This window comes from Acinetobacter sp. KS-LM10, assembly GCF_036896575.1.
Taxonomy (GTDB): domain Bacteria; phylum Pseudomonadota; class Gammaproteobacteria; order Pseudomonadales; family Moraxellaceae; genus Acinetobacter; species Acinetobacter avistercoris.
Genome location: NZ_CP145906.1, coordinates 908,718 through 932,636, shown reverse-complemented (window position 1 = coordinate 932,636; position 23,919 = coordinate 908,718). Strand labels below are relative to the sequence as shown.

Sequence of the window (23,919 nt, the reverse complement as noted above, 5' to 3'; positions counted from 1 at the left end):
CAATAAGTGAACTTTATGACAATGAACTCAACTTCGAAGAACACCCGCCCCCTCTTTAGAAGAATATTTGCTTTTATCATTGATCTAATTATCCTTGGCACAACATGTACAGTATTGGGTAAATATCTCATTACATATTTTTCTGGCACACCCTTCATATTGAATCTTCTCGGTACTTTTATTTGTTTATTCTACTTCTCAATCTTTAACAGTAATATTTTGGACGGGAAAACTATTGGTAAGATGATCTGTAGCCTTCAAGTCACTAATTTGGGTAACCAACCGATTACTTTCTTACGAGCATTTTCAAGATCCTGCATTTTCGTTATACCACTGTGTTTCACTGGCTATCTGCAATCTTTGTCACAGCAATCTTTAGGCTTAAGCATTCTAAAAGCACTCTTGATTAGTATTTTGATCATTAATTTTTATTTGGTTATTTTTAATCGAAAAACATCTCAGTCATTACATGATATTTTCAACAATACGCAAGTTCAAAACCCTAAAAATTATTTTGTAGCAAAACCACCCATTTGGAAGACACATTATATTGTAAGTATTGTACTGTTAGTCACCATACTTATTAATAGTATTTGGTTACACAGCAAAACTGATTCAGTTGATATCGAAAAACTTGGGTTATCTCGCAGTATTCAAAGTTTAAGTATTGAGAATCGTTATCTAAGTCTTGGGGAAACGATAAGTCAAAATAACATTTTAATTTTTAATGTCGATACCCATCAAGAATTAAATGATCGTGATTTTATCAGTCAACAAATTATGGCTTTAAAGTCTGCCCATCCAAAGCTCTTTAAAGAAAATAAAATTAATCAAATTCAATTAAATTCAAGCTATCAGTTTGGCTTGGCTAAAATGTCTAAATCTGTAATTTATGATCTAAGCTTTAATCAAGGTAAAGCATTAATCAGCTTTAATGGCGATAAATCATCAACTAAACTTGGTTTTTAAACCTTCGATTAAAATCAAATAGTTTCAATCTTTATGATTTAATGATTTCTATGTCTTTTATTCAAGCAATCTTTAAATTTGACTTAAAGTAAAAGACATATTGAAAATCAATCTCCTCACATATTTATATTGATCATTATTTTTAAAATTTTATTTAAAAAAAATGAATAAAAAGTTCTGATAAAATCTACAGACAAAAAAAGACCTTGCAAGTGTGCAAGGTCTATAAAAATGGTGGCTATGACGGGACTTGAACCTGTGACCCCCGCATTATGAGTGCGGTGCTCTAACCAACTGAGCTACATAGCCATAAACTGTGGGCGCATTATCTACTTGATTATGATATTGGTCAAGTAATTTTGAGCGTGTTTGTTTAAATTTTGATGAAGTGAGCCGATAAGCCGGGTTCTGTCGTGAACGATCATTCCTCTAGGCGTACAATCACTCGTACGCTCAAGCGACCTACCCGAATCCAGCACGGGCCGTGCCTCAGGATTCCTATTTGGTCTTGCTTCTGGTGGGGTTTACCTTGCCGTGAACTGTTACCAGACACGCGGTGCGCTCTTACCGCACCCTTTCACCCTTACCATTTCTCTAGGCTCTCTCGAAAGAAAGTTGCAAAAATGGCGGTCTACTCTCTGCTGCACTTGCCGTCGGCTTTCACCGCCCAGGCGTTACCTGGCACCCTGCCCTATGAAGCCCGGACTTTCCTCCCCTGCCTTAGTCACGGAGACCTTAGCAGCAGCGATCGTCTAGCTCACTTCAAGTCGCGCATCTTAACAAACTTTGCGACTAATTGCTCGTGCTTTTTTGAGCAATTAGTTTTTTGTACTTATCCATCAATTCATCATATGTTTCCACATGATTCGGATCTTTGGGTATACAGTCGACAGGGCAGAAAAGTTCGCATTGCGGCTGATCATGATGACCAATACACTCAGTACATAGATCTGGATGAATCTCGTAAATGAGCTCACCCATATAAATGGCCTCATTGGGGCATACAGGCTCACAAACATCACAATTAATGCATTCATCTGTTATATATAAAGACACGCTACCAACCCTGTTGATGTTTACGCTCAAAGGCTTCGACTACAGCTTTAGGTACAAACTGTGTCACGTCACCTTTTAATCGAGCAATTTCACGTACTAATGTAGATGAAATAAATGAATATTGTTCTGAAGGTGTCAGAAATACAGCTTCAAAATTTGAATCTAAACGACGGTTCATGTTTGCGAGTTGAAATTCATATTCAAAATCAGAAACGGCACGAAGACCTCGAAGTACCGCTGTAGCTTTCTGTTCTTGAAAAAAATTCACCAGCAATCCATCAAACCCGACAAACTCGACATTAGATAAATGACTCAATGAGGATTTAGCCAAAGCTACACGCTCATCTAAACTAAATACAGGGTTTTTATGATGTCCGATTGCAATTGCAACCACAACCTCATCAAACATTTTCGCTGCACGTGACACCAAGTCGATATGACCATTTGTAATCGGATCAAATGTCCCTGGATAAATTACACGAGTTTTAGACATCCATTTATTCTCAAGTTTATTGTTTAGGCAGTTAGTTTAACAAAAAGTTGTTTCTTAGCGTACTCCCTCTTTAATATTGAAATCACTTCACCTTGAGCTCAGTTTGAGGCAAAATATAACTAATCTTGGAATTTTAGTATTATGTCGAAAAACATTGTCGTAAAAAAAAATAATAGTGGCACTATCGCGCAGAACAAACGCGCTCGTCACGATTATTTTATTGAAGAAAAATTCGAAGCAGGTCTCTCACTGCAAGGTTGGGAAGTTAAATCATTACGCGCTGGGCGTATGAGTATTACAGAAAGCTATATTACCTTTAGAAATAATGAAGCTTTTTTGTTTGGTGCCCAAATTCAACCTCTTTTATCTGCTTCAACACATATCGTTCCTGAAGCAACGCGTACTCGTAAACTCTTACTTTCACGTCGTGAACTTGAAAAGCTGCAAGGTTCTATCGATCAGAAAGGTTATACCTGTGTGCCTTTAGCGTGCTATTGGAAAGGTCGTTTAGTCAAAATTGAAATAGCTTTGGTTAAAGGTAAACAATTGCACGATAAGCGTGCCACCGAAAAAGATCGTGACTGGCAGCGTGATAAAGCGCGTATTTTCCATAAATAATAAAAAAACCTCCAACTGGAGGTTTTTTATTATTTAACATTATGATTTAAACTAACAAAATTGTAAGTTACCGTAGCAATTTGCTCTAACCTCTTGGTTTCCAAGTTTCAAGTTAGATAAAGCTAATTTGGCTGGATTTGCTAAAGTTGCTTGATTTAAATCGACAATAATAGGTTTCGGTGTTGTCATTGTAATTCCAAAAAGTGTTCCCAAAGCCGAACCTAATGGAGCATAAACCCTATTTTCTTCTTTCAATAGTTCATTAGTCATTAGTGTTGCAACTTGAGGCATTACGTTTTTAATATCTACTTTTTCAGTCGCTTTTAAATAACCAAGTTGTACAGGATCAGCAAAAGACATCCACCAACCTGTCTTAGACACATCACTTTGTGTCATATTATCAAGTGTTTTGCCAGAACTATCACTGCTCGAAATATAACTACCTGGCCATAGAATAGATTGTTGCTGTAAACTTAAATAACCGCCATTCCCTGTCAATGGTATATTATGAAGCATACTCAATGCTTGGTTAAAAGTTATATCCATATTTAGGTTTCGTACAGCAGAACCATCCGCTAGTTTAATTTTAGCTTGGCTTCCTATGAAAAATAAAAGAGCTGGGAAATTAACTTTCAATTGATTCAGAGGACCATCAGACAAACTAATTGAATCTATTTTTGTTTTAATTCCACTCACTGTAGCACTATCTAGGCGATTACCACTGACCTGAAACTCAGGGATATTAAAACCCGTAGTTAATGAAGGTATCGTTACACCTTGTGTATCTGAGCTACCTGGTTCTGAAGTAAATTCTCTGTTAATACCAATTGCACTCAACAATCCTCTAATTTGATGATTCTGATCTTTACCAAATACTGTAGGTAGTGTGGTCGCTTCACCAGTTGTTGCCGCTACTCGCATAAAACCACTTAAATTTTGAATACCATCTGTTGAAGATGGTGTTAAATTATTTGCTAATCCAGCAGTTAATAATCCAGTAATTTGTTCTGCACTTAGCCTTAAACCGACTACTTGTCGGGTAGAAGCAGAACTGGGATTTTTAATTGCAAATTCCATAAAAGGGTTGGTCAATTTAGCACTCGTTGCTGCACGACCATCGCTGAACACTGGATTACCATTTGCATCATTAAACGAAGGCAAGCCACTTAAAGATACATTTTTAATATCTATATCGCATTTGCCAGCCCCATTGACTCCACCACAACCTAACTGTAAATTTTTTATATTTGTATTTAACTCCAGATCCGCTTCTAAACCCAACTTATAGAATCCGATATTTGAACCAGAACTGTATTTACTCATTAAATTCGCATTATCATTTGGAGCGATATTACTTAGACTCAATAATGCCTGACCATTCGTATCCGAGAGTTCTTGATCTGACATTACCTTTAGATCAACTTGACTAGCTTTCACACTCTGAATACTTAAAGTAAGAGGTGCTAAACAAATCAACATCTTCATCCATTTATTTTTCATCAGCAGACTTCCCGATCTTTTGAGTTTTTAACATTGCAGTCAAAAACATTTTTAAATTTTTAGTTGTTATAAATTACAAAATAAAACACAAGTGTGGCTGGGTCAATAATTTACCGACAAAATGAAATACATGTCATTTTTGAGTCTGGATGATGAAAATTAAAATAGAACCAAGAAAAGTAGTAATAAAAAAACCTCCATATGGAGGTTTTTTTATTACTACTGTAAATAATTGCAAAACTCATAAACCCGTATTAACAAAATTTGAGATTGCCATAGCAGTTTGGTGCAAAACTCTGATTGGTTAGCTGTAAGTCTTTTAAGGGAAAATTCACTGATGTATTCGGTAGATTCACTTTCCCAACAGCTAAATCCGCACCAAAAAGACAATTTAATACTGAACAGCTAACAGGATTAGCTTTTAAGAATGTACTAATAGGGTTTACGACCTGTTTCAGAACATCATTAGTTATAACTATCTGCTGAGAAGGAGTAACGTTACCAATATCAATTGCATCATCGAATGCCATCCACCATCCCCGTTGTGCTGTGGCATCAGCACCTGGCCACCATACATTTTGTTGTTGAAGTGATAAAGAAAATGGATTATTGACTTGTAGCTTATGAATTAATCCTAAACTTTGATCAACACTAACATTTGCTTTCAAACCAGTGATATTTCCTGTCACTTGTTTTTGCAGTGTTAATAATCCAAAAGTAGCATTTAATGAGGCACCTAAATTACCAGCAAAATTAATCGGATTAATATCAGCACTACCCGTCAATAAAGCATTGGTCATTCTGTTCCCTGAAATTGTTTGACCATTTATTCTAATATCTGCTGTTGTAGACTGTAATCCCAAATTATAATCATCTGATTTAAAACCTAAAATTAAGGGAATAATAAATCTCGTACTAACATTACCATCTATTGTTTGGCCCGTATCAGCATACGACATATTACGGGCAGCAGTAGTACCAAGACCTGTAGTTGGATTAATTTTTAGATAACCGCTTAAACTATTAATTCCATTAGGTTTTGCTGAGTTTTCATCACCTAATGTAAGTAATCCCAAAGCTCTTTCAGCACTCAATCTAATTCCGACCATTTCACGCGTTGATGCTGAGGTGGGATTTTTGATTGCAAACTCTAAAAATGGATTGGTTAGTTTTGCTGAAGAACCAGCTCGACCTTCTGAGGTATCTGAAATCCCACTTAGACTCAAATTATCAATATCAATATCACAACCACCTGCACCATTCACTCCACCACAACCCAACTGTAGTTTTTTTATGTTGGCATTGAGTTCAAGATCCGCTTCTAGGCCTAATTTGTAAAAACCTATTCCTTGTCCTGACATTTTATTAGAGGAATCATTTGGAGCGATATTGCTTAGACTCAATAATGCCTGACCATTTATGTCAGACAACTCAGTATCACTGAGGGACTGCATTGTTTGGATATTTTGAGCATTTGCCATGCTAGTGGCACAAAATACTGGAAAAATAAGTGACAAAAGCGCAAGAGGCTTAAGGTTAAAACTCATTTCCATTCTCCATCAAATTTTTAATCATTTACTTTTGATTGTTATATTTCTGCTTAATCCATAAGCAACTACATTCAATATGTGAAAATTTCACCTTTCTGTAAAGTGATAAATTGTTAACACATAAGTCAAAATTACTGTACAAGTTTATATTTTTATTGATTTCAATGACCTATTTACAAAACTACAATTCCAAAAATGACAATTAAAATTAAACAAAAAATCACAAACTATTTACTTTGATTTTGAGTTAAATTTTTCATAAAAAAAGCATTGAAGATTTCAATGCTTAACCATTGGCTTATTTCATTTTATTTAACAAAGCCGCTAAATACTCACCAAACCAAATTGCAGTTTTTAAGTCACCTGCTGGCGGGGTTATTTCAACGGGCGCATTATCTGATTGTGTCATTAAACCCAAACTACTCGATAAACGATTTAAATCATTTTCACCGTGCCCTGTTGGCATTAAAGGCAGGCCTGACCACAACATACCGTGTTGCATTGCAAATAGGTTAATCTGTTGTAATACAGAAAGCTTATCTCCACTTAAGCCACCAGAATTGGTGAATCCAGCTGACAACTTGCCTTGCCAGTCACGATTTTTCCATCGCTTTGAACTTGAGTCCATAAACATTTTAAAAGGACCACTAACACTGCCCATATAGGTTGGACAGCCAAAAACGATTGCCTGTACCTGATCTAGCACATCCCAGTCTATTTCTTCAATATTCATGATATGCACTGCAACTCCCAAATTCTGAGCACCTTGCGCTATGAATTGTGCAACTTTTGCAGTGTGTCCATAAGGACTGTGATAAACAATAGCAAGAGATTTGTTAAGATCAGACATAAGATAACTAGATAAAAACGTGGCGACAGTTTAACACTTTCTAAGCCATAAATACGAATGTTGCCATGCGCCCAGTTTTCGCATTACGGCGATATGAATAATATTTTTCGTTATCGAGATAGGAACACTCGCCCCCACCCCAAATAACTTCAACACCTTGTTTTTTTAAAATATAACGCGCAATCGCATATAAGTCCGCTTGATATTTCCCTTGATTTTCACTGTCTTTAAATGCATGTATAAGTTCTGGGTATTTTTCACAAAAAACCTCATATACTTCTCCACCCACTTCAAAACATGGCTGGCTTATGGCAGCACCTAACCATGCCCAATTTGGCTTAGACTGCATGCTTAAAATGGTATTTTCAACGATTCCGTTGGCTAAACCACGCCAGCCTGCATGCAAATTTGCAACTTCTGTACCTACTGCATTACCAAGAACAACAGGTAAGCAGTCTGCTGTCATCATCATCAAGGCATGCCCTTGAGTTTGTGTGACTAATCCATCCCCTACCAGTGCCGTAAATGTCATTTCTTCATTGATGGTATGACAAATCGTACTGTGGGTCTGCGTCATCCATGTGATCTTATTTACATCATATTCTGCAAATTCATTCAATAAAGCCATGCGATGTTGTTGAACTCGCATTGGATCATCATTGACATGTAAAGCCAAATTAAAACCTGCCAACTCTAGGATATTAGAATTTACACTCTTCGCATGCTCAATTTGAGTTTGGCCGACATAGACCCCGTGTGGTAATCCTTGAACAAATTGCATGTTGCTCTCATTAAAAATTATTCTATTACAATGATCATAATCTGAATTGACAAAGCTTTCGAAATTCGTATTTTAATTGGTTTATTTTCATCCAAACCTAACAGCTATAAATTAATTGTATTGTCTTAGATACTCAACCATCCTTTGGTGTAGTTGAGGTAACCTCTTCACATCTGGATAAAACAAGGTCTTTAAAATTGGTGACAGATAAATCGAAGTTTACAAATACATTTCCTACAGGTACCACAGATGCTTGTGGAAGCTAAATCAATCATTTAAAAAAAACTGCTCAATTTGAGCAGTTTTTTTTCACATCAATATGCTTTATTTTCAGTTCTTAAGGTTTCAAGCAATTCTACAAAATCTTCTGGCCACGGCGCCTCAAACTTCATCTCTTCTTGTGTACGAGGATGGATTAGACCCAATTGAGTAGCATGAAGTGCCTGACGTTTAAAAGCACGAATTGTAGAGGCTAGTTTTTCAGATGCCCCTGCAGGAACTTTAACGCGACTCACATAAACAGGATCACCGACTAATGGAAATCCAATATAGGTAAAGTGAATACGAATCTGATGGGTACGACCTGTTTCCAAGCGAGCTTGTACACGAGTAAAGTTTTGGAAACGCTCTTTGACATTGTAGTGCGTTACAGCATCACGGCCACCAGGCAAAATAGCCATTTTTACACGATCGACTGGATGTCGCTTAATGGGTTCATCAATCGTCCCACCTGCAATAATATTGCCGTAACAGATCAGATCATATACACGGAACACTGATTTCTTCTCTAATTGCTTACTTAAAGAAAACTGTGCCTCTAAGTTTTTAGCAACCACCAATAAGCCGCTGGTATCTTTATCGATACGATGCACCAAGCCTGCACGTGACAGCTCAGAAGATTTTGGATAATGATATAAAAGTGCGTTCACCAACGTACCGTTCGGATTTCCTGCACCTGGATGCACAACCATTCCAACAGGTTTATTGATCACAAGAATGTCACCATCTTCGTACACAATATCTAAAGGAATATTTTCAGGTTGGCTGCTGGTCTGTGCTTCTAGCTCAACTTCTAAGCTTAATGCTTCATTTCCTTCACATTTATACTTAGGTTTTACGACATTTCCATTGACCAATAGATGACCTTCTTTCATCCACTGTTTCAATTTTTCGCGTGAGAAGTCACTCCAAACCATGGCAGCAACTTGATCAATTCGCAGACCTAAATAGCTCTCATCCAATTGAAATTGCAACGATAAACGTGTTGCAGTTGACGCTGAAGTATGATTATCTGCATCCTCAGATTCTTCAAGTAAGTTGAAGTCGTTTTCTGGGAAATTAGAATTAGAAGATTGTGCTGAAGTCATTTGCTCATTCGGACAAAAGTGGTTTAATAGTGCAATTGTAGCCTATTGCCCGTATAAACAGAGGAATTTTTATGTCGCTACCACGTTATAAAGTTACAATGCTTGCTTTATCGTTAGGCTTAGCAGCTACATTTGTGGGCTGTAGCAGTAATCCAAAGAAAGATGTAGTCGATACTGGACCTAAATCAAGCGAACAAATATATTTTGATAAAGCTCAAAAAGCATTAGATCGTGGCCAATATAGCGATGCCGCACAATCACTTGTTGCAATTGATACATATTATCCAACTGGACAATATACTCAGCAAGCACAACTAGACTTGCTTTACACAAAGTTTCAGCAGAAAGATTATGAAGGCGCAATTACATTAGCTGATCGCTTTATTCGCTTAAATCCAAATCACCCCAATGTGGATTATGCTTATTATGTTCGTGGTGTAGCGAATATGGAGCAAAATTATGACGGTTTGATTCGCTACACCTCATTGCAACAATCGCATCGTGATGTAAGTTACTTAAAAGTTGCATATCAAAATTTTGTTGATTTCATTCGTCGCTTCCCTTCAAGCCGATATGCTGTAGATGCTGCTCAGCGCATGCAATATATTGGTCAAGAAATGGCTGAAAGCGAAATGAATGCAGCACGCTATAACATCAAACGTAAAGCTTGGCTTGCAGCAGTAGAACGCGGTCAATGGGTGGTTGAGCATTATCCGAAAACTCCGCAGATTCCTGAAGCCTTGGCAACAATGGCATATGGCTATGATAAGCTGGGTGATAAAGCCACGTCTCAACAATATATTGAAGTGCTGAAATTAAACTATCCTCATTTGGTTAAAAGCAATGGTGAAGTTAATTTACGTGCAGCGCGTAAAGAAGGTAACTGGTTAAACAAAGCAACCTTAGGTATTTTAGGTCGTGAAGCAAAATCACAAAGTAAAGATATGGCTCAAGTTGAACAACAAAAGCCTGAATCATCTTTATTAAATCGAGTAAGTTTTGGTTTATTGGGTAATCGCGATGCAGACGAAAATCTCGAAAGTGCGCCAGCCAATGAAAGCCTCTATGATCCACAACGTAAATAATTTTTTTAACGAATTTGATTAAAATCAGGTGGGATATATTCCCGCCTTTTTTATCGACAGAATTTAAGACAAAACTTGCGTATGGATATATTTCATATGCATAATGCTTTAAACTCACCATCCCACTGCGACTTTACTAGACCTGACTTTTTAGTATGGCTATACCTCAGCACACCATAGATCAAATTTTGGATCGTACCGATATCGTCGATCTGATTGGTCAACGTGTGAAATTAAAAAAGACGGGGCGAACATATTCAGGCTGCTGTCCTTTTCATCAGGAAAAATCTCCTTCTTTTCATGTCTATCGTGATAAACAATATTTTCATTGTTTCGGTTGCCAAGCCAACGGGAATGCAATTCGATTTTTGATGGATATTGATCATCGAAATTTTATCGATGTAATGAAAGATCTTTCGGGTCAAACAGGTATTGAACTTCCTAAAGACAATTACAACGCAAAAAAAATCTCTTATAAGCGTGAGTCAACGAAACCTGTCGCTCAAGTTGCTCCTGCGCCAACTCAACCTAATGTTCAAAATACACAAACACAAGATATAAACGCTGATATATCTGCTTCCTTTGAGGCAGATCCATTTGAAGCCTTCCAAAACACTGAAGCTTTCGATGCCTTTGATGGTTCAGCTTTTGCTTTTAATGATCAGTATGATCAAGACATTCCTCAAGAAGGGAATTTATATGATCTCTTGGAAAATGTAGCGCTTTTTTACGAAAAACAACTCCCACATAGTAAAATCGCTCAACAGTATTTTAGACGTCGGGGTTTAGGCGCAGATACTGTTCAATATTGGCGGTTAGGATATGCACCTGAAGATTGGCAACACTTAGAAAAAGCCTTCCCTCAAGATATTGAAGGTTTGAAGTTACTCGGTTTAATTCGCACCAGTGACAGTGGCCGTGATTTCGATCTACTTCGTGAGCGCGTCATCTTCCCCATACGTGATGCCAAAGGTCGTGTAGTTGGTTTTGGCGGTCGTGCATTGAATGACGAGATCAAACCCAAATATATTAACTCGCCAGACTCGGAAGTATTTCACAAGAATCAACTGCTCTATGGTTTGTATGAGGGCCGTAAACTCAAAGCTCAAAACTGGCTCATGGTTGAAGGCTATATGGACGTGATCGCCTTACAACAAGCAGGTATTCCTGGTGCGGTTGCAACTTTAGGTACAGCCAGTAATGCAGATCATCTCACCACCTTATTCAAACAAAACAATCAAATCACGATTGCTTTTGATGGCGATGCTGCGGGTCAAAAAGCTGCGCGACGTACTCTAGATATCGCACTCCCTCTGCTTAATGACGGTCGAGAGCTCAAATTCTTTATTATGCCCAAAGAGCATGATCCAGACTCTCTAGTACGCAAAGAAGGACTCGAAACTTTCAATCGATTGTGGCAACAAGCGCCATTATTGTCAGATTTTATTTTTGCGCTTCTTAGCCAACAATACGAAATCACCACACCTGAAGGGAAAAGTCAGGTGATGGCAGAATTGAATCAATTAACCGATTTAATGCCCAAACATGGTTCATATAAATATTTGATCCGTCAGTTCTTTAAAGATAAATTGGGATTCAATAAAAAATGGCAACCACAAGTCAGTTTAGACGCATCCCTATCTTTTAATATTCGAACCAAAGATGAAGATTTTGCTGTGGCGATGCTGATGCATCATCCTTTTTTATATATACACTTTGAAGTTTTGCGCGCTTTAATTCCAGAAGATGAGCTATTAGCAAAAATATTGGCCATCTTTAATATTGTTTTTGACGATCTACCGGATGACCAAGAACTTGCAAGCTATTATATTTTAGGCGCGTGTAGCCCGTTTCATTCAGAACTGGCAGAGATCATGCAGCGCACCAATATTCAGGCCTTAACGCAAGCGCCAGAAATGGCCGATAAATTAGCCTCTGAATATTCATTATCACTACAAGAAAAATTCTTAAAACAAAAACTCAAGAAACCTTCTTCATTAAGTGAGGTTCGTTTCTTAAGACAACAGTTGAATGAGCTCACCAAAAAAATCGGTTTAAAGCTGGTGAATGAATAACCTAATCAATATTTTAAGTTGTTAGGCTTTCGGCTGACGGAGCTGCTTAAAGATTTCACCTAGGCTTTCTTTCATATCTTCAAAATACGCTGGATTTTCAGCTTTCGCTGCTTCACGCAATAAAAGTGATGTCGGATGTAAGAGTTTTTGCGTTAAACGATGCGCAAATTGTTGCATCACTTGCGTTGGATCTTCGCCATTTTGAATACGTTCTAATGCGATATCCAGCTCTTTTTGGCGGACTTTATCACCTTGTTCACGATAAAGCTGAATGGTATTGCCTGCTTGACTGACTTTGTTTTGGGTAATCAACTGCGTTGCTAATTGATTAACCATCACCTCAGCTTCAACTGCGGCTTGACGACGTTGCGCTAAGTTTTCTTCAATGACACTTTGCAGGTCATCTACACCGTATAAATATACGCCATCGAGAGTTTCAACTTTAGGCTCGATATCACGCGGTACAGCCAAATCAACCAATAACATTTGCTTATAGCGACGTTGCTTCAACGCGGTCTTAACATCTGCATAGGAAATCACTTGATGTAAACTTCCGGTACAACTCGAAACTACATCTGCACGATGTAAATGTTCTGCCAATTCTGTAAATGGAACAACTTCTACTTCAACCCGATGAGAAATTTCTTGTGCAAGTTGCTGTGCACGTTCAATACCGCGGTTACAAATGATAATTTTAGCAACACCCATTTCAGCCAGATGTTTCGCAACCAAGCTATTCATTTCCCCTGCAGCGACCACCATTACCGTAAGCTTTTCAGGTTGACTAAACACTTGTAGTGCCAACTGAGCCACTGAATAACCCATTGAAACTGCATGACTTCCTACTGCTGTCTCAGAGCGAACACGTTTAGCAGCATAAAATGCATATTCAAAAATACGATTTAAATTGGCTGAGACTACTTCTGAATCTTTGGCTAAACTCAGTGCAGACTTTACCTGACCCATAATTTGCGGTTCACCCAGCATAAGAGAGTCTAGGCCCGAAGCAACGCGCATCAAATGCGTTACAGCATCTGAATTTTCATAACGATAGATATGATTCTCAAGTTGCTTTACATCAATACCGTTTTTTTGCGCAAGCCAATCTAGTACCATTTCAGCATTCTCAGCCATGGCATAGACTTCAGTCCGATTACACGTTGAAACCACAACCATGTCATTTAAAGCATGATCGTGACTTTGTTCTGCAAATAAATCTCTTAACCTTTCAGGGTTAAAAGCCACTTTTTCTCGCAGTTCAACGGAGGCGGTTTGATGGTTGACACCCAATGCAAAGAAAGACATATCAGATCATCAATTCGCTATATTTATGCTATTGTGCAATAACGGTGTCATAAAAAGCAGTACTTGGATAAAAATTTGCGTCAAATAAATAGCCGAATCAACGGAACGACAATTAAACAGTATTCTACCACATTCTTGCTTGTAGGTAGCATGACTTACAGTGCTCATATTAGAGCATCTGGAGAAATTAATCATGTACATTCAAATACCAAAGTCATAGAACAGACTATAGTTGCTGAGTTTGCCCTTGCGTCCAATGACACAACAACTGCGCTTCACAACTATACCGTTCTTGCCATTCAGAATAGTTCAACCAGTATTAAACAACGTGCTCTGCAAATTGCACTAGATAATAACAACTTACAAGCTGCTCTAGATATTGCCACACATTGGGTGGTTCAGGAACCTCAAGATGTTCCAGCAAAATTTTATTTAGCGCATATCGCACTCAAATCACATGAATATGAGTTGGCTGCTGAAGTATTGGATAATATTCTCAATTTAGACCCAGATTCAGATTTGGAACAAATTTTAGAAGGTATTTCGCCTGAATCTGCGGAAGACCGTCAAAACTTATTATCCACGCTTCAAAACAGTCAAGAAAAAGACAATCCATCAATTTTAGTCTTGATTGCCAGCCTAGAAGCACAGAACAATGAAGTTGAACAAGCGTTAAAGACCTTAAATAAGGCCCTTAAAAAACGTCCTAAAGCGACGGGGTTTATTCTTCTTAAAGCCAATTTACTCATGGCCTTAGGTGATGAAGAAGAAACTTTAAAATGGTTTGATGTCAGCTCTAGGAAAAATAAGAACAATCTCGAAGTCCATATGGCTGAGGTTCGTTACTTGGTGAGAATTAATCAAACCGCTACAGCTATAGAAAAACTCAAAAAAATCATTAAAAAATGGCCAGATGCAGAAGAAGCACTCTTTATTGCAGGCCTAACGTCTATCGACTTGAAAGAATATGAACAAGCTGAACAGTATCTCGTTGAGCTACGATATTCTAATCAATATCAAAATGATGCTTATTATTATCTGGCTCTAAATGCAGATCGCAAACAACATTATGAGACTGCAAAAGCCTACTATCGCTTGGTAGATGGCAACCTATACATGCTCTCGCGCAAAAATTTAATAGCGATTTATGACAAGCAAAATCGTCTGAATGATGCATTGCGCTTCCTTACTCAAGAACGGGTAAACTTCCCGCAACAAGCCAGCTTTTTATATCAAGCACAGGCTGAAATTTTAAAAAAAATGGGCAATAAAAAGGCTGCATTGGGTCTTTTAAATGAAGCGGTAAAAAACCTTCCAGACGACCCTGAACTTCTTTATTCTGAGGTTTTGTTGCTCGATCCTTTTACAGATCGTGATCAACTCGACAGTGTGTTAAAAAAATTATTAAAAATTGAGCCCAATAGTCCGACCTATTTGAATGCTTATGCCTATACGCTTGCATTACAAAATACGCGTTTAGATGAAGCACGAGGCTATGCAGAAAGAGCACTTGAAAACGCTCCTGAACAAGCCTCAATACTCGATACGCTTGGTTATATTACTTTCTTGCAAAATGATTTTGATCAAGCAAGTAAAGTTCTCGGCAAGGCTTATGATCTCAGCAAAAGTATCAATATCGGCATACGTTTTGCGAAAGCACTGTATATGCAAGGTGCATTAGAAAAATTTAGCAATGTGTTACAACAACTGCAAAAAAATCATCCAAATGATCCGCAATTAGAACAATTAAATAGTTTATTGTTGCCTCAAAATTTCAAAATGAGTTAATTCTTCATGCTTAAACTTTTCAAAATCATTTTTATTTTATCGAGCTCAATTGGCGCAGTCGCTTTAACTGGATGTCAAAGTATTGCCACAAAGCCGCATGTGGCAAGTGCAGCAGAAAGTCCTAATCAATTTAGTTTGCAAGGAAAAATTGGTGTTAAAAGTCCTCAGCAATCTGGAAGTGCTTTTTTTGTATGGGAACAAAATGAAGATCAGTTTGATATTGAGTTAAGCGGAATACTCGGTATAGGAAAGACTCAAATCTCTGGACAACCCGGTCAAGTGAGTTTAAACAGCACTAAAACAGGTTTGATCACAGCAGAAACTCCCGAAGAGTTATTGGAACGTGCTACAGGATGGCAAGCACCAATCACACATTTAATTCACTGGATACAAGCGAAACCTGCAACCTTACAAGCTCAGCTCGAAAAAGACCAACAGCAGCGTATTACACAAATCAATGAGGATGGCTGGAACATTCAACTCAGCTACAATGACACTGCCCAACTCCCAAACCGATTAATTTTACAACAACAGCTTGAATCTGGTAAAGAAAATCGTATTACAATGGTCATTCAAAACCGTTAATTTAAAAGCTTAAAAACTATGATTCGTGTTCCGTCTCCTGCCAAGTTAAATTTGTTTTTGCATATTATCGGCCGTCGTGAAAATGGTTATCACGAATTACAAAGTATTTTCCAGCTGATCGATCTATGCGACTGGCTGGAGTTCGAACAAATAGTTGATTCTGAAGTCAAAATTAATGGCTTGCAAAGTGTTGAGCTTCAGCAAAATCTCATTTACAAAGCCACTCAAATTTTAAAACCTTATGCCAAAAAACCAACGGGGCTCAATATTCGTATTGAAAAAAACATTCCTATGGGTGCAGGTCTAGGTGGTGGCTCTTCAAATGCAGCGACCACCCTGCTGATTGTCAATCAACTTTGGCAGTGCAGTTTAAATATTGAACAACTCGCTGATTTAGGTCTCAAACTTGGCGCAGATGTACCTATCTTTGTTCATGGTCGAAATGCATGGGCTGAAGGGATTGGTGAACACTTAACATTCATAGACTTAGATCAAAAACAATACATTGTATTAAAACCTGACTGTTTTATCAGCACTCAGCTGCTATTTTCGCAAAAAACATTGACAAGAAACACGAAGCCTACTAAATTTTGCGCCTATCAGATAAAGCCATCTGATTTCGGAAATAACTTTGAGCATCTAGCAAGACGTTTATATCCTGAAGTCGATGAAGCGATGCAATATTTAGATCAGTTCGGTATTGCAAAACTTACAGGTACAGGTGCTTGTGTTTTTACTGAAGTAACTGAAGATATGAATCTTGATGAGATTCTTAAACTTTCTCCTTGTAAAGCTTACTTGGTGAATAGTTTAAATGAATCACCATTAAATCATATTCAAGTTTAATGATAGGGGTATCGCCAAGTGGTAAGGCACCGGGTTTTGATCTCGGCATCCGTTGGTTCGAATCCAGCTACCCCTGCCATCATTTTTCGCCTGTAGATGTTTTGTGTTTTAGGGGTATCGCCAAGTGGTAAGGCACCGGGTTTTGATCTCGGCATCCGTTGGTTCGAATCCAGCTACCCCTGCCATTAAACACAACGTCACATTAGGGGTATCGCCAAGTGGTAAGGCACCGGGTTTTGATCTCGGCATCCGTTGGTTCGAATCCAGCTACCCCTGCCATTTCAGTTCAAAAAAGACAGAATAAAATTACGTAGAACATTGCCAAACAACCTTGACAAATTCACGTAAAACTATTAAAGTTCTGCCGCATTAGGGGTATCGCCAAGTGGTAAGGCACCGGGTTTTGATCTCGGCATCCGTTGGTTCGAATCCAGCTACCCCTGCCATCTATTTTCTCTATACTTCAACCGCCAAGGGTGCTTCATGCCCAATCTTGTCGTTTTTAGTGGATCTGCACATCCACAATTCGCTCAAAAAGTCGTAAGCCATTTGCACATTCCTTTAGGTGCTGCATCTGTAGGTCAATTTTCTGATGGTGAAATCGCTGTCGAAATTACCGAAAATGTACGTGGTAAAGACGTGTTCGTGGTTCAACCTACTTGCGCTCCTACTAATGATAACCTTATGGAAATCTTAGTAATGGCAGATGCTTTGCGTCGTGCAAGTGCTGGTCGTATCACAGCTGTGATTCCTTATTTTGGTTATGCTCGCCAAGATCGTCGCCCTCGCTCATCCCGTGTACCAATTACTGCAAAAGTTGTTGCAGATATGTTGACTACTGTTGGTATTGACCGTGTGGTAATGATTGATTTGCATGCCGATCAAATTCAAGGTTTCTTCGATATCCCTGTAGACAACATTTACGGTACACCAGCGCTTCTAGCTGATCTACGTCAACAGTCTCACCATAATCTTATGGTTGTTTCTCCAGACGTTGGTGGTGTAGTTCGTGCTCGTGCTGTCGCTAAACAAATGGGTGATATCGATCTAGCTATCATTGATAAACGTCGTCAAAAAGCAAATGAATCACAAGTGATGCATTTGATTGGTGATGTTAAAGATCGCGATTGTGTGATTGTTGATGACATGGTGGATACAGCAGGTACACTTTGTAAAGCAGCTGATGCATTAAAAACTTTTGGTGCTCGCAAAGTCATTGCTTATGCAACACATCCAGTTTTATCTGGCAAAGCAATTGAAAACTTACGTAACTCTGTGATTGATGAATTGGTTGTCTGTGACACCATTCCTTTATCAGAAGAAGCGCAAGCACTTGGTAAAATTCGCCAAGTTTCAGTTGCTAGCATGGTTGCTGAAACAATTCGACGTATTAATAACGAAGAATCTATTAGCGCAATGTTTGATTCTTATCTATAATATAGCGCTAAATTATAAAAGCCCTGCCTCATGGCAGGGTTTTCTATCACTAGACTGGTCGAAGGTCTAGTCAATTAAACTTAAATTAGGAATGTCTATCATGGCAAACTTCGTATTAAATGCAGTAGCTCGTGAAGAATCAATTCAAGGGAAAGGTTCGAGCCGCCGCCTTCGTCTTCAAAACAAAGTTCCAGCGATCATCTACGGTGGTACTGCTGAACCTGTAGCAATTACTTTAGAGCTTCGTCAACTTGTTAAAGCTCTAGAAAACAATGCTTTCTTTGAAGAAGTAATTGAAGTAAATATCGACGGTAAAGCTGAAAGCGTTAAAATCCAAGCTTTACAACGTCACCCAGCTAAAAACACACCTATGCATGCTGACTTCGTTCGCGCATAAGTGTTGATGGTGTAATTAGTGTCAAATAATATTTCACTGATTGTTGGTTTGGGCAACCCTGGTAAAGAGTATGCTCAAACCCGCCATAATGCAGGCTTCTGGTTTATTGAACGCCTAGCAGATCAATATGGCATTTCCCTAAAAAACGATCCCAAATTTCACGGAATTAGCGGTCGCGGCAGCATCCAAGGCAAAGACGTTCGTCTACTCATGCCAACAACCTTTATGAACGCCTCAGGCAAAAGTGTTGTTCCTTACGCCAAATTCTATAATATTACACCTGAATCAATGCTTATCGCACATGATGAACTTGATATGGAACCCGGTATCATTCGCCTTAAAACAGGTGGTGGACATGGGGGTCATAACGGCTTACGCGATATTGTGCCTCATACAGGTCCAAATTTTCATCGTTTACGAATTGGTATTGGGCACCCTGGCGCAAAAGAACGTGTTTCTGGACATGTCCTCAGCAAAGCCCCTTCAAGTGAACAATCACTCATGGATGATGCTCTACATCACGCAATGAGCCGCATCAAATTAATGATTGATGGTGAGATACAACAAGCAATGAATCTAATAAATGCTTATAAACCTTAAGTAATTAAGTTCATAAATGTCCAACAATTTATCTTGCCATGAGCACTTTTTAAGAGCAAAATGCGCTTTCATTTGTACCCCCCAATCGATATTGTTTTTAACACAACAGTCCTAGGGCAACTCAGGAGACGCTTCCCATGCTATCTCGCTTATTAAAAGCTAAAATTCATCGTGCAGTTGTTACTCAAGCAGAACTTCATTATGAAGGTTCATGTGCAATTGATGGTGTTTTACTTGATTTAGCTGGTATCCGTGAATATGAAGAAATTCATATTTGGAATGTAACCAACGGCAAGCGCTTTACGACTTACGCGATTCGTGGTGAAGAAAATTCAGGGATTATCTCTGTGAATGGTGGCGCAGCTCATCAAGCTGACATCGGAGATTTGGTGATCATTGCGACTTTTGGTGATTTCACCATTGCTGAAGCAGATGCCCACAAGCCACGCTTAGTCTATGCAAATCCAAATAATACTGTAAATCACACTGCAAACTGCATTCCTGTGCAAGTTGCTTAGTGATAAGCCAACAAGATGAAAAATAAAAAAGCTCGCAATAGGCGAGCTTTTTTATGCTTATTATTTCGCACGTTCCAAAACGTCATAATGACAATAAACACCAATGAAAATTATGGCTGCTTAAATAAGCGTAGATTTTCAAAATATGGGACTGTGAAATCAAATTAATTTTAAATCTCAATTAACCTTTTCTAAGACTAAGAACATTCAACTTTACAACTTCACAGCAGCGCAGCAACAATTTTTAAATTTCATCCAGACTGTGCAACAAACTTCGACTGATCCCATTTGCACGTAACCATGCCAATTCGTAACTTGCTGTTGCTAATGCAAGCACCCTTCTCTCAAATTCAGTCCAAATCTGTTTAACTTGCGTTGCTTGAATACCCAAACCACTCTCATCAGCAAGTTGTTTGTTTTTTTCACATAATTTTAATGCATGATAAAGTCTACGTCCCTTCGAGGCTGTATCAAAAATACGAATACGTTTGTTTTCAATAAAAATTTCAACTTGTTGAATATCGGCATGCGGTAGCATCGGGACCAATATTTGATCTAGCTGCATATCTAAACGCTGCCAAATCATCATTCGCTGTTCAGCAGTATATGTGTTCCACTGTATAACCTCATGGTTAAATCTTCGACAACCACGACAGACTGCATCACCAAATACCGTAGAGCAACGCCCTGCACATGGGGTAAGAGAAGGTATTCGACGATCATTACTCAAAATTATTTCCTCAATTAAAGCCATATTTATAATATGGTTTTCTCGCATATTCATTCAATACGCGTTAGAATATGCGCCTTGAATTATCCCTATATTAATACATTTGGAGTACTCCATGAACGCTACTGTAGAACAGCTTGCACCTGTAGAACAGCAAGCGACCTCTGGTTGGGTTGTTGCCGCACTTTATCAATTTCACGAAGTTAAAGATTCATTGGATCTTCAACAAAGATTATTGGACTTGGTAAAATCGATCAATCTATGCGGTACTCTAATTGTAGCAAGTGAAGGAATCAATGGCACAGTTGCGGGTGACCGTGAAGCGATTGATACGATTCATCAATTTTTAATCAATGAAGGTTTCACCACACTGGAATATAAAGAATCGTTCAGTGATGAAAAGCCTTTCCGTAAAATGAAAATTAAACATAAAAAAGAAATTGTGACACTGGGTGTTGAAGTAAAACCACGTGATTTAGTTGGACACTATCTAGATCCTAAAGAATGGAACGAACTACTGGCAAGCGACAATGTGGTTCTTGTCGATACGCGTAATGACTACGAATACAAAGCGGGAACATTCAAAGGCGCGATTGATCCTAAAACTGAATCTTTCCGCGAATTTCCTGAATACGTAAAGCAAAATTTAGAACAACACAAAGATAAAAAAATTGCAATGTTCTGTACCGGTGGTATCCGTTGTGAAAAATCAACTTCCCTCTTATTACAAGAAGGTTTCACTGAGGTTTATCATCTGAAAGGCGGTATCTTAAAATATTTAGAAGAGACTCCAGCAGAAGTAAGCATGTGGGAAGGTGAATGTTTTGTATTTGATGGCCGTACTGCGGTAACACACGGTGTTGAAGAAGGTGAACATACCAAATGTCATGCCTGCGGATGGCCGCTGTTACCTGCAGAAGTAGAACTGGCTAGCTATGAACATGGCGTGTCTTGTGTTTACTGTATTGAAAAAACCACTGAGAAACAAAAAGCCGGCTTCCGTATGCGTCAGTCTCAAATTGCAGCAGCAAAGCGTAAACGCCTCTAATTTCATCTCTGAGTCAATCTAAATAATGATAAAACCGCACGATTCTGTCGCGGTTTTTTTTATAGATCTACAATGACCGACTTTCAACACATATGTTCTAAAAATAAAATTCAGTGAAATAGATGAGTCTCGTATATAAGAAATCAGACTTAAACAAAATAAGACTATATTTTAAAAGTTAAAAAAATTAGCATGAACCCAATATTATGAATATAAGCTCGACCATGACAGACTGGATTATTTCAATCATGGAGCAACTCGGTTATTTTGGAATTGCTTTATTGATGTTTTTAGACAATGTCTTCCCTCCTATTCCCTCAGAAATTATTATGCCCTCTGCTGGTTTTACCGCCTCACAGGGACAACTCGTGCTTACTGGTGTGATCATTGCAGGCAGCCTAGGTTCATTAATCGCCGCGGCTGTGCTGTATTGGATTGGGCGTAAAATTTCGCACGACACACTGTTTAAATACATTGATCGCTACGGCAAATATCTGTTTATAAAATCAGTTGATGTTAAAAAATCACTCGATTGGTTTGAGAAATATGGTCATCGTATTGTGTTCTTTGGCCGTATGATCCCTGCTGTTCGTTCATTGATTAGTATTCCAGCAGGCATGAGTCGAATGCCTTTCTGGAAGTTTATGACCTACAGTGCTTTAGGAACCATCATATGGACGACATTTCTAGCCTGTGTCGGATATTATTTTGGTAATAATACTGAAATGATGCATCAAATATTTAGTCAAGTGAGTTACATCATTCTCGTCATTATTGCTGTGATTATTTTTTGGGTACTGTACCGCAGACAACAACGCAAGAAAAAAGCACAATCTAATGGATAATAACGTTCATCAAAAATCTGAATCTCTTTAAAAAATTCAAATCTCTTTAAAAAATTTCAAGATTCACCTTAAAACTTAGATTTAATAGTTTTTGATAATGAGTATTTGGCTGCTTTCAAAAGTCATTATTCACATAACACACTCATCATCAGTACCCCCTCATCCTAACCCTCTCCCAAAGGGAGAAGGGATTTTTAAGTATCAAATTATTACGCCTCAATGAACATTTTTCGACTTATGAAAAAGATCTATTATTGATCATTTGAAATAAAAAAAAAAAAAAAAGCACCCGAAGGTGCTTTTCAATACATTCGCTTGAATTATTCTGGCGTGTGGTACATCAAGTATAATTCATTTAAATTATCTGGAATTTCTTCTGCAAGCTCGTCCATCAATTGGCCATTGCGACGGAAAGATTCCATTTGTGGATCTTCTTCGTCTACACCACTAAAGACCATAATCGGTAAAGTTAAATCAACCAATTGCTCTTCAAACTCAGGTGTAAACCATGCATCTTCATTGAGGAACATTGCATCGACAAAGCCAACACTCCAATCCCCTAGGCTTGACTCAACACTTGCTTCTTCAATCTCAAAAGGGAAAGCGATTCCTTCTTCATTGGCAAGTTTTTGGCGTAAATCTTCTAACCAAAGTTTGACTTGCGTCAACATATCCGCAGGCACTTTGCTTTGATTGTTGTCAAATAACTCATCCAACCAACGATCAAATTTTGGACCCACAGCTGTCGCACTCAAAAAACCATGAGTCGCCGCAAAATCTAGACCATGCTCATTTTGGTCGCCATCTAAATAGTCACTCAACAGGTCTAAATTTAAAGCACTCATTTTGTTTCCAACAGATATTATCTTAATTGATTAGAATAACATTTTAAGCTGTTAAGCCCAATGCTAAATTAATCATCTATGTCGTCAAAGTCATCGTCATCAAAATCATATTCCAGATCTTTCAACTCACGATCCAGACGACGTTGTTCAAGTAAGTCATCAATTAAACGACGCTTTTCTAATGATTCTTTGATGCTAATTTTGGGTGTAGTTTCCTCAAAACCAGCATCATCATCACTGTAGTTATCATCTAATTCAAAATCTGTAGAAGACACTAAAACTACCTCATGAATGAAAAAAAGAATGGATCTACGCGCTATTTATCTGTGTTCTGTAGACTTGTCAAGTTTTATTTGATTTATAGAATTTAATCAACAAAAAAATCATTATTTAAGTCTATTATTTACATTATTATTCAGTTATAAATTTATCTACCATAGATAGGGTTTGAAACAATAAACTGCTGCTTTTAAAACAAAGGCGGCTTGAGCCCTTGAAAACAAAAAAATTATCCCCATAATTTGATATATAACTTACGTCACTGGTTTTTTTTAACCAAATTAGCTGATCTATTCAGATACTAGACGAGGATAATTGTGCTATCATGCACGGTTTTTCCATGCCACAGATT

General features: G+C 38.1%; 24 protein-coding genes, 5 tRNA genes and 1 other RNA gene. 17 read left to right on the top strand and 13 right to left on the bottom strand.

Translation table 11 applies throughout. The annotated features are described in order from the left end of the window. Positions 1-15 precede the first annotated feature (15 nt). Complete coding sequence (locus V5M36_RS04155) at positions 16-969, top strand: RDD family protein (RefSeq protein ID WP_338562304.1); 954 nt, start codon at positions 16-18, stop codon at positions 967-969. Between the two features lie 232 nt (positions 970-1,201). On the opposite strand, the gene V5M36_RS04150 is transcribed toward V5M36_RS04155, so the two are convergent. The 4 genes from V5M36_RS04150 to coaD all read right to left on the bottom strand — a co-directional run bounded on the left by V5M36_RS04150 (position 1,202) and on the right by coaD (position 2,518). Then, positions 1,202-1,278: transfer RNA gene (locus tag V5M36_RS04150), tRNA-Met, on the bottom strand. A 72-nt stretch (positions 1,279-1,350) separates the two neighbouring features. Continuing rightward, positions 1,351-1,733, bottom strand: an RNA gene (rnpB, locus tag V5M36_RS04145) — RNase P RNA component class A. A 28-nt stretch (positions 1,734-1,761) separates the two neighbouring features. After that, on the bottom strand, positions 1,762-2,025 hold the full coding sequence (locus tag V5M36_RS04140; protein ID WP_338562302.1) for a YfhL family 4Fe-4S dicluster ferredoxin: 264 nt from the start codon (positions 2,023-2,025) through the stop codon (positions 1,762-1,764). A gap of 1 nt (position 2,026) precedes the next feature. Then, a complete protein-coding gene (coaD, locus tag V5M36_RS04135; protein ID WP_338562300.1) occupies positions 2,027-2,518 on the bottom strand; it encodes a pantetheine-phosphate adenylyltransferase in 492 nt (163 codons plus the stop codon). A gap of 141 nt (positions 2,519-2,659) precedes the next feature. On the opposite strand from coaD, the gene smpB reads away from it, so the two are divergent. Continuing rightward, the gene (gene smpB, locus V5M36_RS04130) at positions 2,660-3,136 is read left to right on the top strand and encodes an SsrA-binding protein SmpB (protein ID WP_338562298.1); all 477 of its coding nucleotides are present in this window, start codon (positions 2,660-2,662) and stop codon (positions 3,134-3,136) included. Positions 3,137-3,187: 51 nt separating this feature from the next. Here the strand turns inward: smpB and V5M36_RS04125 are convergent, their stop codons facing one another. The 5 genes from V5M36_RS04125 to rluD all read right to left on the bottom strand — a co-directional run bounded on the left by V5M36_RS04125 (position 3,188) and on the right by rluD (position 9,184). Beyond that, a complete protein-coding gene (locus V5M36_RS04125) occupies positions 3,188-4,636 on the bottom strand; it encodes a hypothetical protein (protein WP_338562296.1) in 1,449 nt (482 codons plus the stop codon). Between the two features lie 254 nt (positions 4,637-4,890). Then, positions 4,891-6,117 (bottom strand): hypothetical protein, encoded by a 1,227-nt coding sequence (locus tag V5M36_RS04120; RefSeq protein WP_338564034.1) that lies wholly within the window; start codon positions 6,115-6,117, stop codon positions 4,891-4,893. A 367-nt stretch (positions 6,118-6,484) separates the two neighbouring features. After that, positions 6,485-7,036, bottom strand: coding sequence for a flavodoxin family protein (locus V5M36_RS04115; RefSeq protein ID WP_338562294.1), 552 nt, complete (start codon positions 7,034-7,036; stop codon positions 6,485-6,487). 40 nt (positions 7,037-7,076) lie between these two features. Next, positions 7,077-7,817 (bottom strand): peptidoglycan editing factor PgeF, encoded by a 741-nt coding sequence (gene pgeF, locus V5M36_RS04110; RefSeq protein WP_338562292.1) that lies wholly within the window; start codon positions 7,815-7,817, stop codon positions 7,077-7,079. Positions 7,818-8,131: 314 nt separating this feature from the next. Beyond that, positions 8,132-9,184 (bottom strand): 23S rRNA pseudouridine(1911/1915/1917) synthase RluD, encoded by a 1,053-nt coding sequence (rluD, locus tag V5M36_RS04105; RefSeq protein ID WP_338562289.1) that lies wholly within the window; start codon positions 9,182-9,184, stop codon positions 8,132-8,134. Between the two features lie 71 nt (positions 9,185-9,255). Between rluD and V5M36_RS04100 the strand changes: the two genes are divergently transcribed. After that, complete coding sequence (locus V5M36_RS04100) at positions 9,256-10,269, top strand: outer membrane protein assembly factor BamD (protein ID WP_338562287.1); 1,014 nt, start codon at positions 9,256-9,258, stop codon at positions 10,267-10,269. Between the two features lie 155 nt (positions 10,270-10,424). Then, positions 10,425-12,344 (top strand): DNA primase, encoded by a 1,920-nt coding sequence (locus tag V5M36_RS04095; protein WP_338562285.1) that lies wholly within the window; start codon positions 10,425-10,427, stop codon positions 12,342-12,344. A gap of 21 nt (positions 12,345-12,365) precedes the next feature. Here V5M36_RS04095 and hemA read toward each other — a convergent pair whose 3' ends face one another. After that, the gene (gene hemA / locus V5M36_RS04090; protein ID WP_338562282.1) at positions 12,366-13,649 is read right to left on the bottom strand and encodes a glutamyl-tRNA reductase; all 1,284 of its coding nucleotides are present in this window, start codon (positions 13,647-13,649) and stop codon (positions 12,366-12,368) included. A gap of 84 nt (positions 13,650-13,733) precedes the next feature. Here hemA and V5M36_RS04085 point away from each other — a divergent pair, with 84 nt between their 5' ends. The 11 genes from V5M36_RS04085 (at position 13,734) to panD (ending at position 19,820) form a co-directional block, all read left to right on the top strand. Then, positions 13,734-15,437, top strand: a complete 1,704-nt coding sequence (locus V5M36_RS04085) for a tetratricopeptide repeat protein (RefSeq protein ID WP_338564031.1) — start codon at positions 13,734-13,736, stop codon at positions 15,435-15,437. A gap of 6 nt (positions 15,438-15,443) precedes the next feature. After that, a complete protein-coding gene (gene lolB, locus V5M36_RS04080) occupies positions 15,444-16,022 on the top strand; it encodes a lipoprotein insertase outer membrane protein LolB (RefSeq protein WP_338562280.1) in 579 nt (192 codons plus the stop codon). 18 nt (positions 16,023-16,040) lie between these two features. Continuing rightward, positions 16,041-16,868, top strand: coding sequence for a 4-(cytidine 5'-diphospho)-2-C-methyl-D-erythritol kinase (ispE, locus tag V5M36_RS04075; protein WP_338562278.1), 828 nt, complete (start codon positions 16,041-16,043; stop codon positions 16,866-16,868). 4 nt (positions 16,869-16,872) lie between these two features. Beyond that, a tRNA-Gln gene (locus tag V5M36_RS04070) sits at positions 16,873-16,947 on the top strand. A gap of 31 nt (positions 16,948-16,978) precedes the next feature. Continuing rightward, positions 16,979-17,053, top strand: a tRNA-Gln gene (locus tag V5M36_RS04065). A gap of 19 nt (positions 17,054-17,072) precedes the next feature. Beyond that, positions 17,073-17,147 (top strand) — tRNA-Gln (locus tag V5M36_RS04060). Between the two features lie 92 nt (positions 17,148-17,239). Continuing rightward, positions 17,240-17,314 (top strand) — tRNA-Gln (locus V5M36_RS04055). Positions 17,315-17,351: 37 nt separating this feature from the next. Continuing rightward, positions 17,352-18,305, top strand: a complete 954-nt coding sequence (locus V5M36_RS04050; RefSeq protein WP_338562276.1) for a ribose-phosphate pyrophosphokinase — start codon at positions 17,352-17,354, stop codon at positions 18,303-18,305. Between the two features lie 100 nt (positions 18,306-18,405). Then, the gene (gene rplY / locus V5M36_RS04045; RefSeq protein WP_338562274.1) at positions 18,406-18,702 is read left to right on the top strand and encodes a 50S ribosomal protein L25; all 297 of its coding nucleotides are present in this window, start codon (positions 18,406-18,408) and stop codon (positions 18,700-18,702) included. A gap of 18 nt (positions 18,703-18,720) precedes the next feature. Continuing rightward, entirely contained in the window at positions 18,721-19,302 is a 582-nt protein-coding gene (pth, locus tag V5M36_RS04040) for an aminoacyl-tRNA hydrolase (RefSeq protein ID WP_338562272.1), read from the top strand. A gap of 137 nt (positions 19,303-19,439) precedes the next feature. After that, a complete protein-coding gene (gene panD / locus V5M36_RS04035; protein ID WP_338562270.1) occupies positions 19,440-19,820 on the top strand; it encodes an aspartate 1-decarboxylase in 381 nt (126 codons plus the stop codon). A 244-nt stretch (positions 19,821-20,064) separates the two neighbouring features. Here the strand turns inward: panD and V5M36_RS04030 are convergent, their stop codons facing one another. Further along, positions 20,065-20,550 carry a DUF1289 domain-containing protein gene (locus V5M36_RS04030; RefSeq protein ID WP_338562268.1) on the bottom strand — a complete coding sequence of 162 codons (486 nt, stop codon included), beginning with the start codon at positions 20,548-20,550 and terminating at the stop codon, positions 20,065-20,067. Positions 20,551-20,665: 115 nt separating this feature from the next. Here V5M36_RS04030 and trhO point away from each other — a divergent pair, with 115 nt between their 5' ends. Together trhO and V5M36_RS04020 are read left to right on the top strand one after the other, a co-directional pair. Beyond that, positions 20,666-21,598 (top strand): oxygen-dependent tRNA uridine(34) hydroxylase TrhO, encoded by a 933-nt coding sequence (gene trhO, locus V5M36_RS04025; protein ID WP_338562266.1) that lies wholly within the window; start codon positions 20,666-20,668, stop codon positions 21,596-21,598. Positions 21,599-21,846: 248 nt separating this feature from the next. Beyond that, a complete protein-coding gene (locus V5M36_RS04020) occupies positions 21,847-22,443 on the top strand; it encodes a DedA family protein (RefSeq protein WP_338564026.1) in 597 nt (198 codons plus the stop codon). 320 nt (positions 22,444-22,763) lie between these two features. Here V5M36_RS04020 and V5M36_RS04015 read toward each other — a convergent pair whose 3' ends face one another. Together V5M36_RS04015 and V5M36_RS04010 are read right to left on the bottom strand one after the other, a co-directional pair. Then, positions 22,764-23,288, bottom strand: coding sequence for a YecA/YgfB family protein (locus V5M36_RS04015; RefSeq protein ID WP_338562264.1), 525 nt, complete (start codon positions 23,286-23,288; stop codon positions 22,764-22,766). A 68-nt stretch (positions 23,289-23,356) separates the two neighbouring features. Continuing rightward, positions 23,357-23,563 (bottom strand): PA3496 family putative envelope integrity protein, encoded by a 207-nt coding sequence (locus tag V5M36_RS04010; RefSeq protein WP_338562261.1) that lies wholly within the window; start codon positions 23,561-23,563, stop codon positions 23,357-23,359. Between the last annotated feature and the right edge of the window lie 356 nt (positions 23,564-23,919).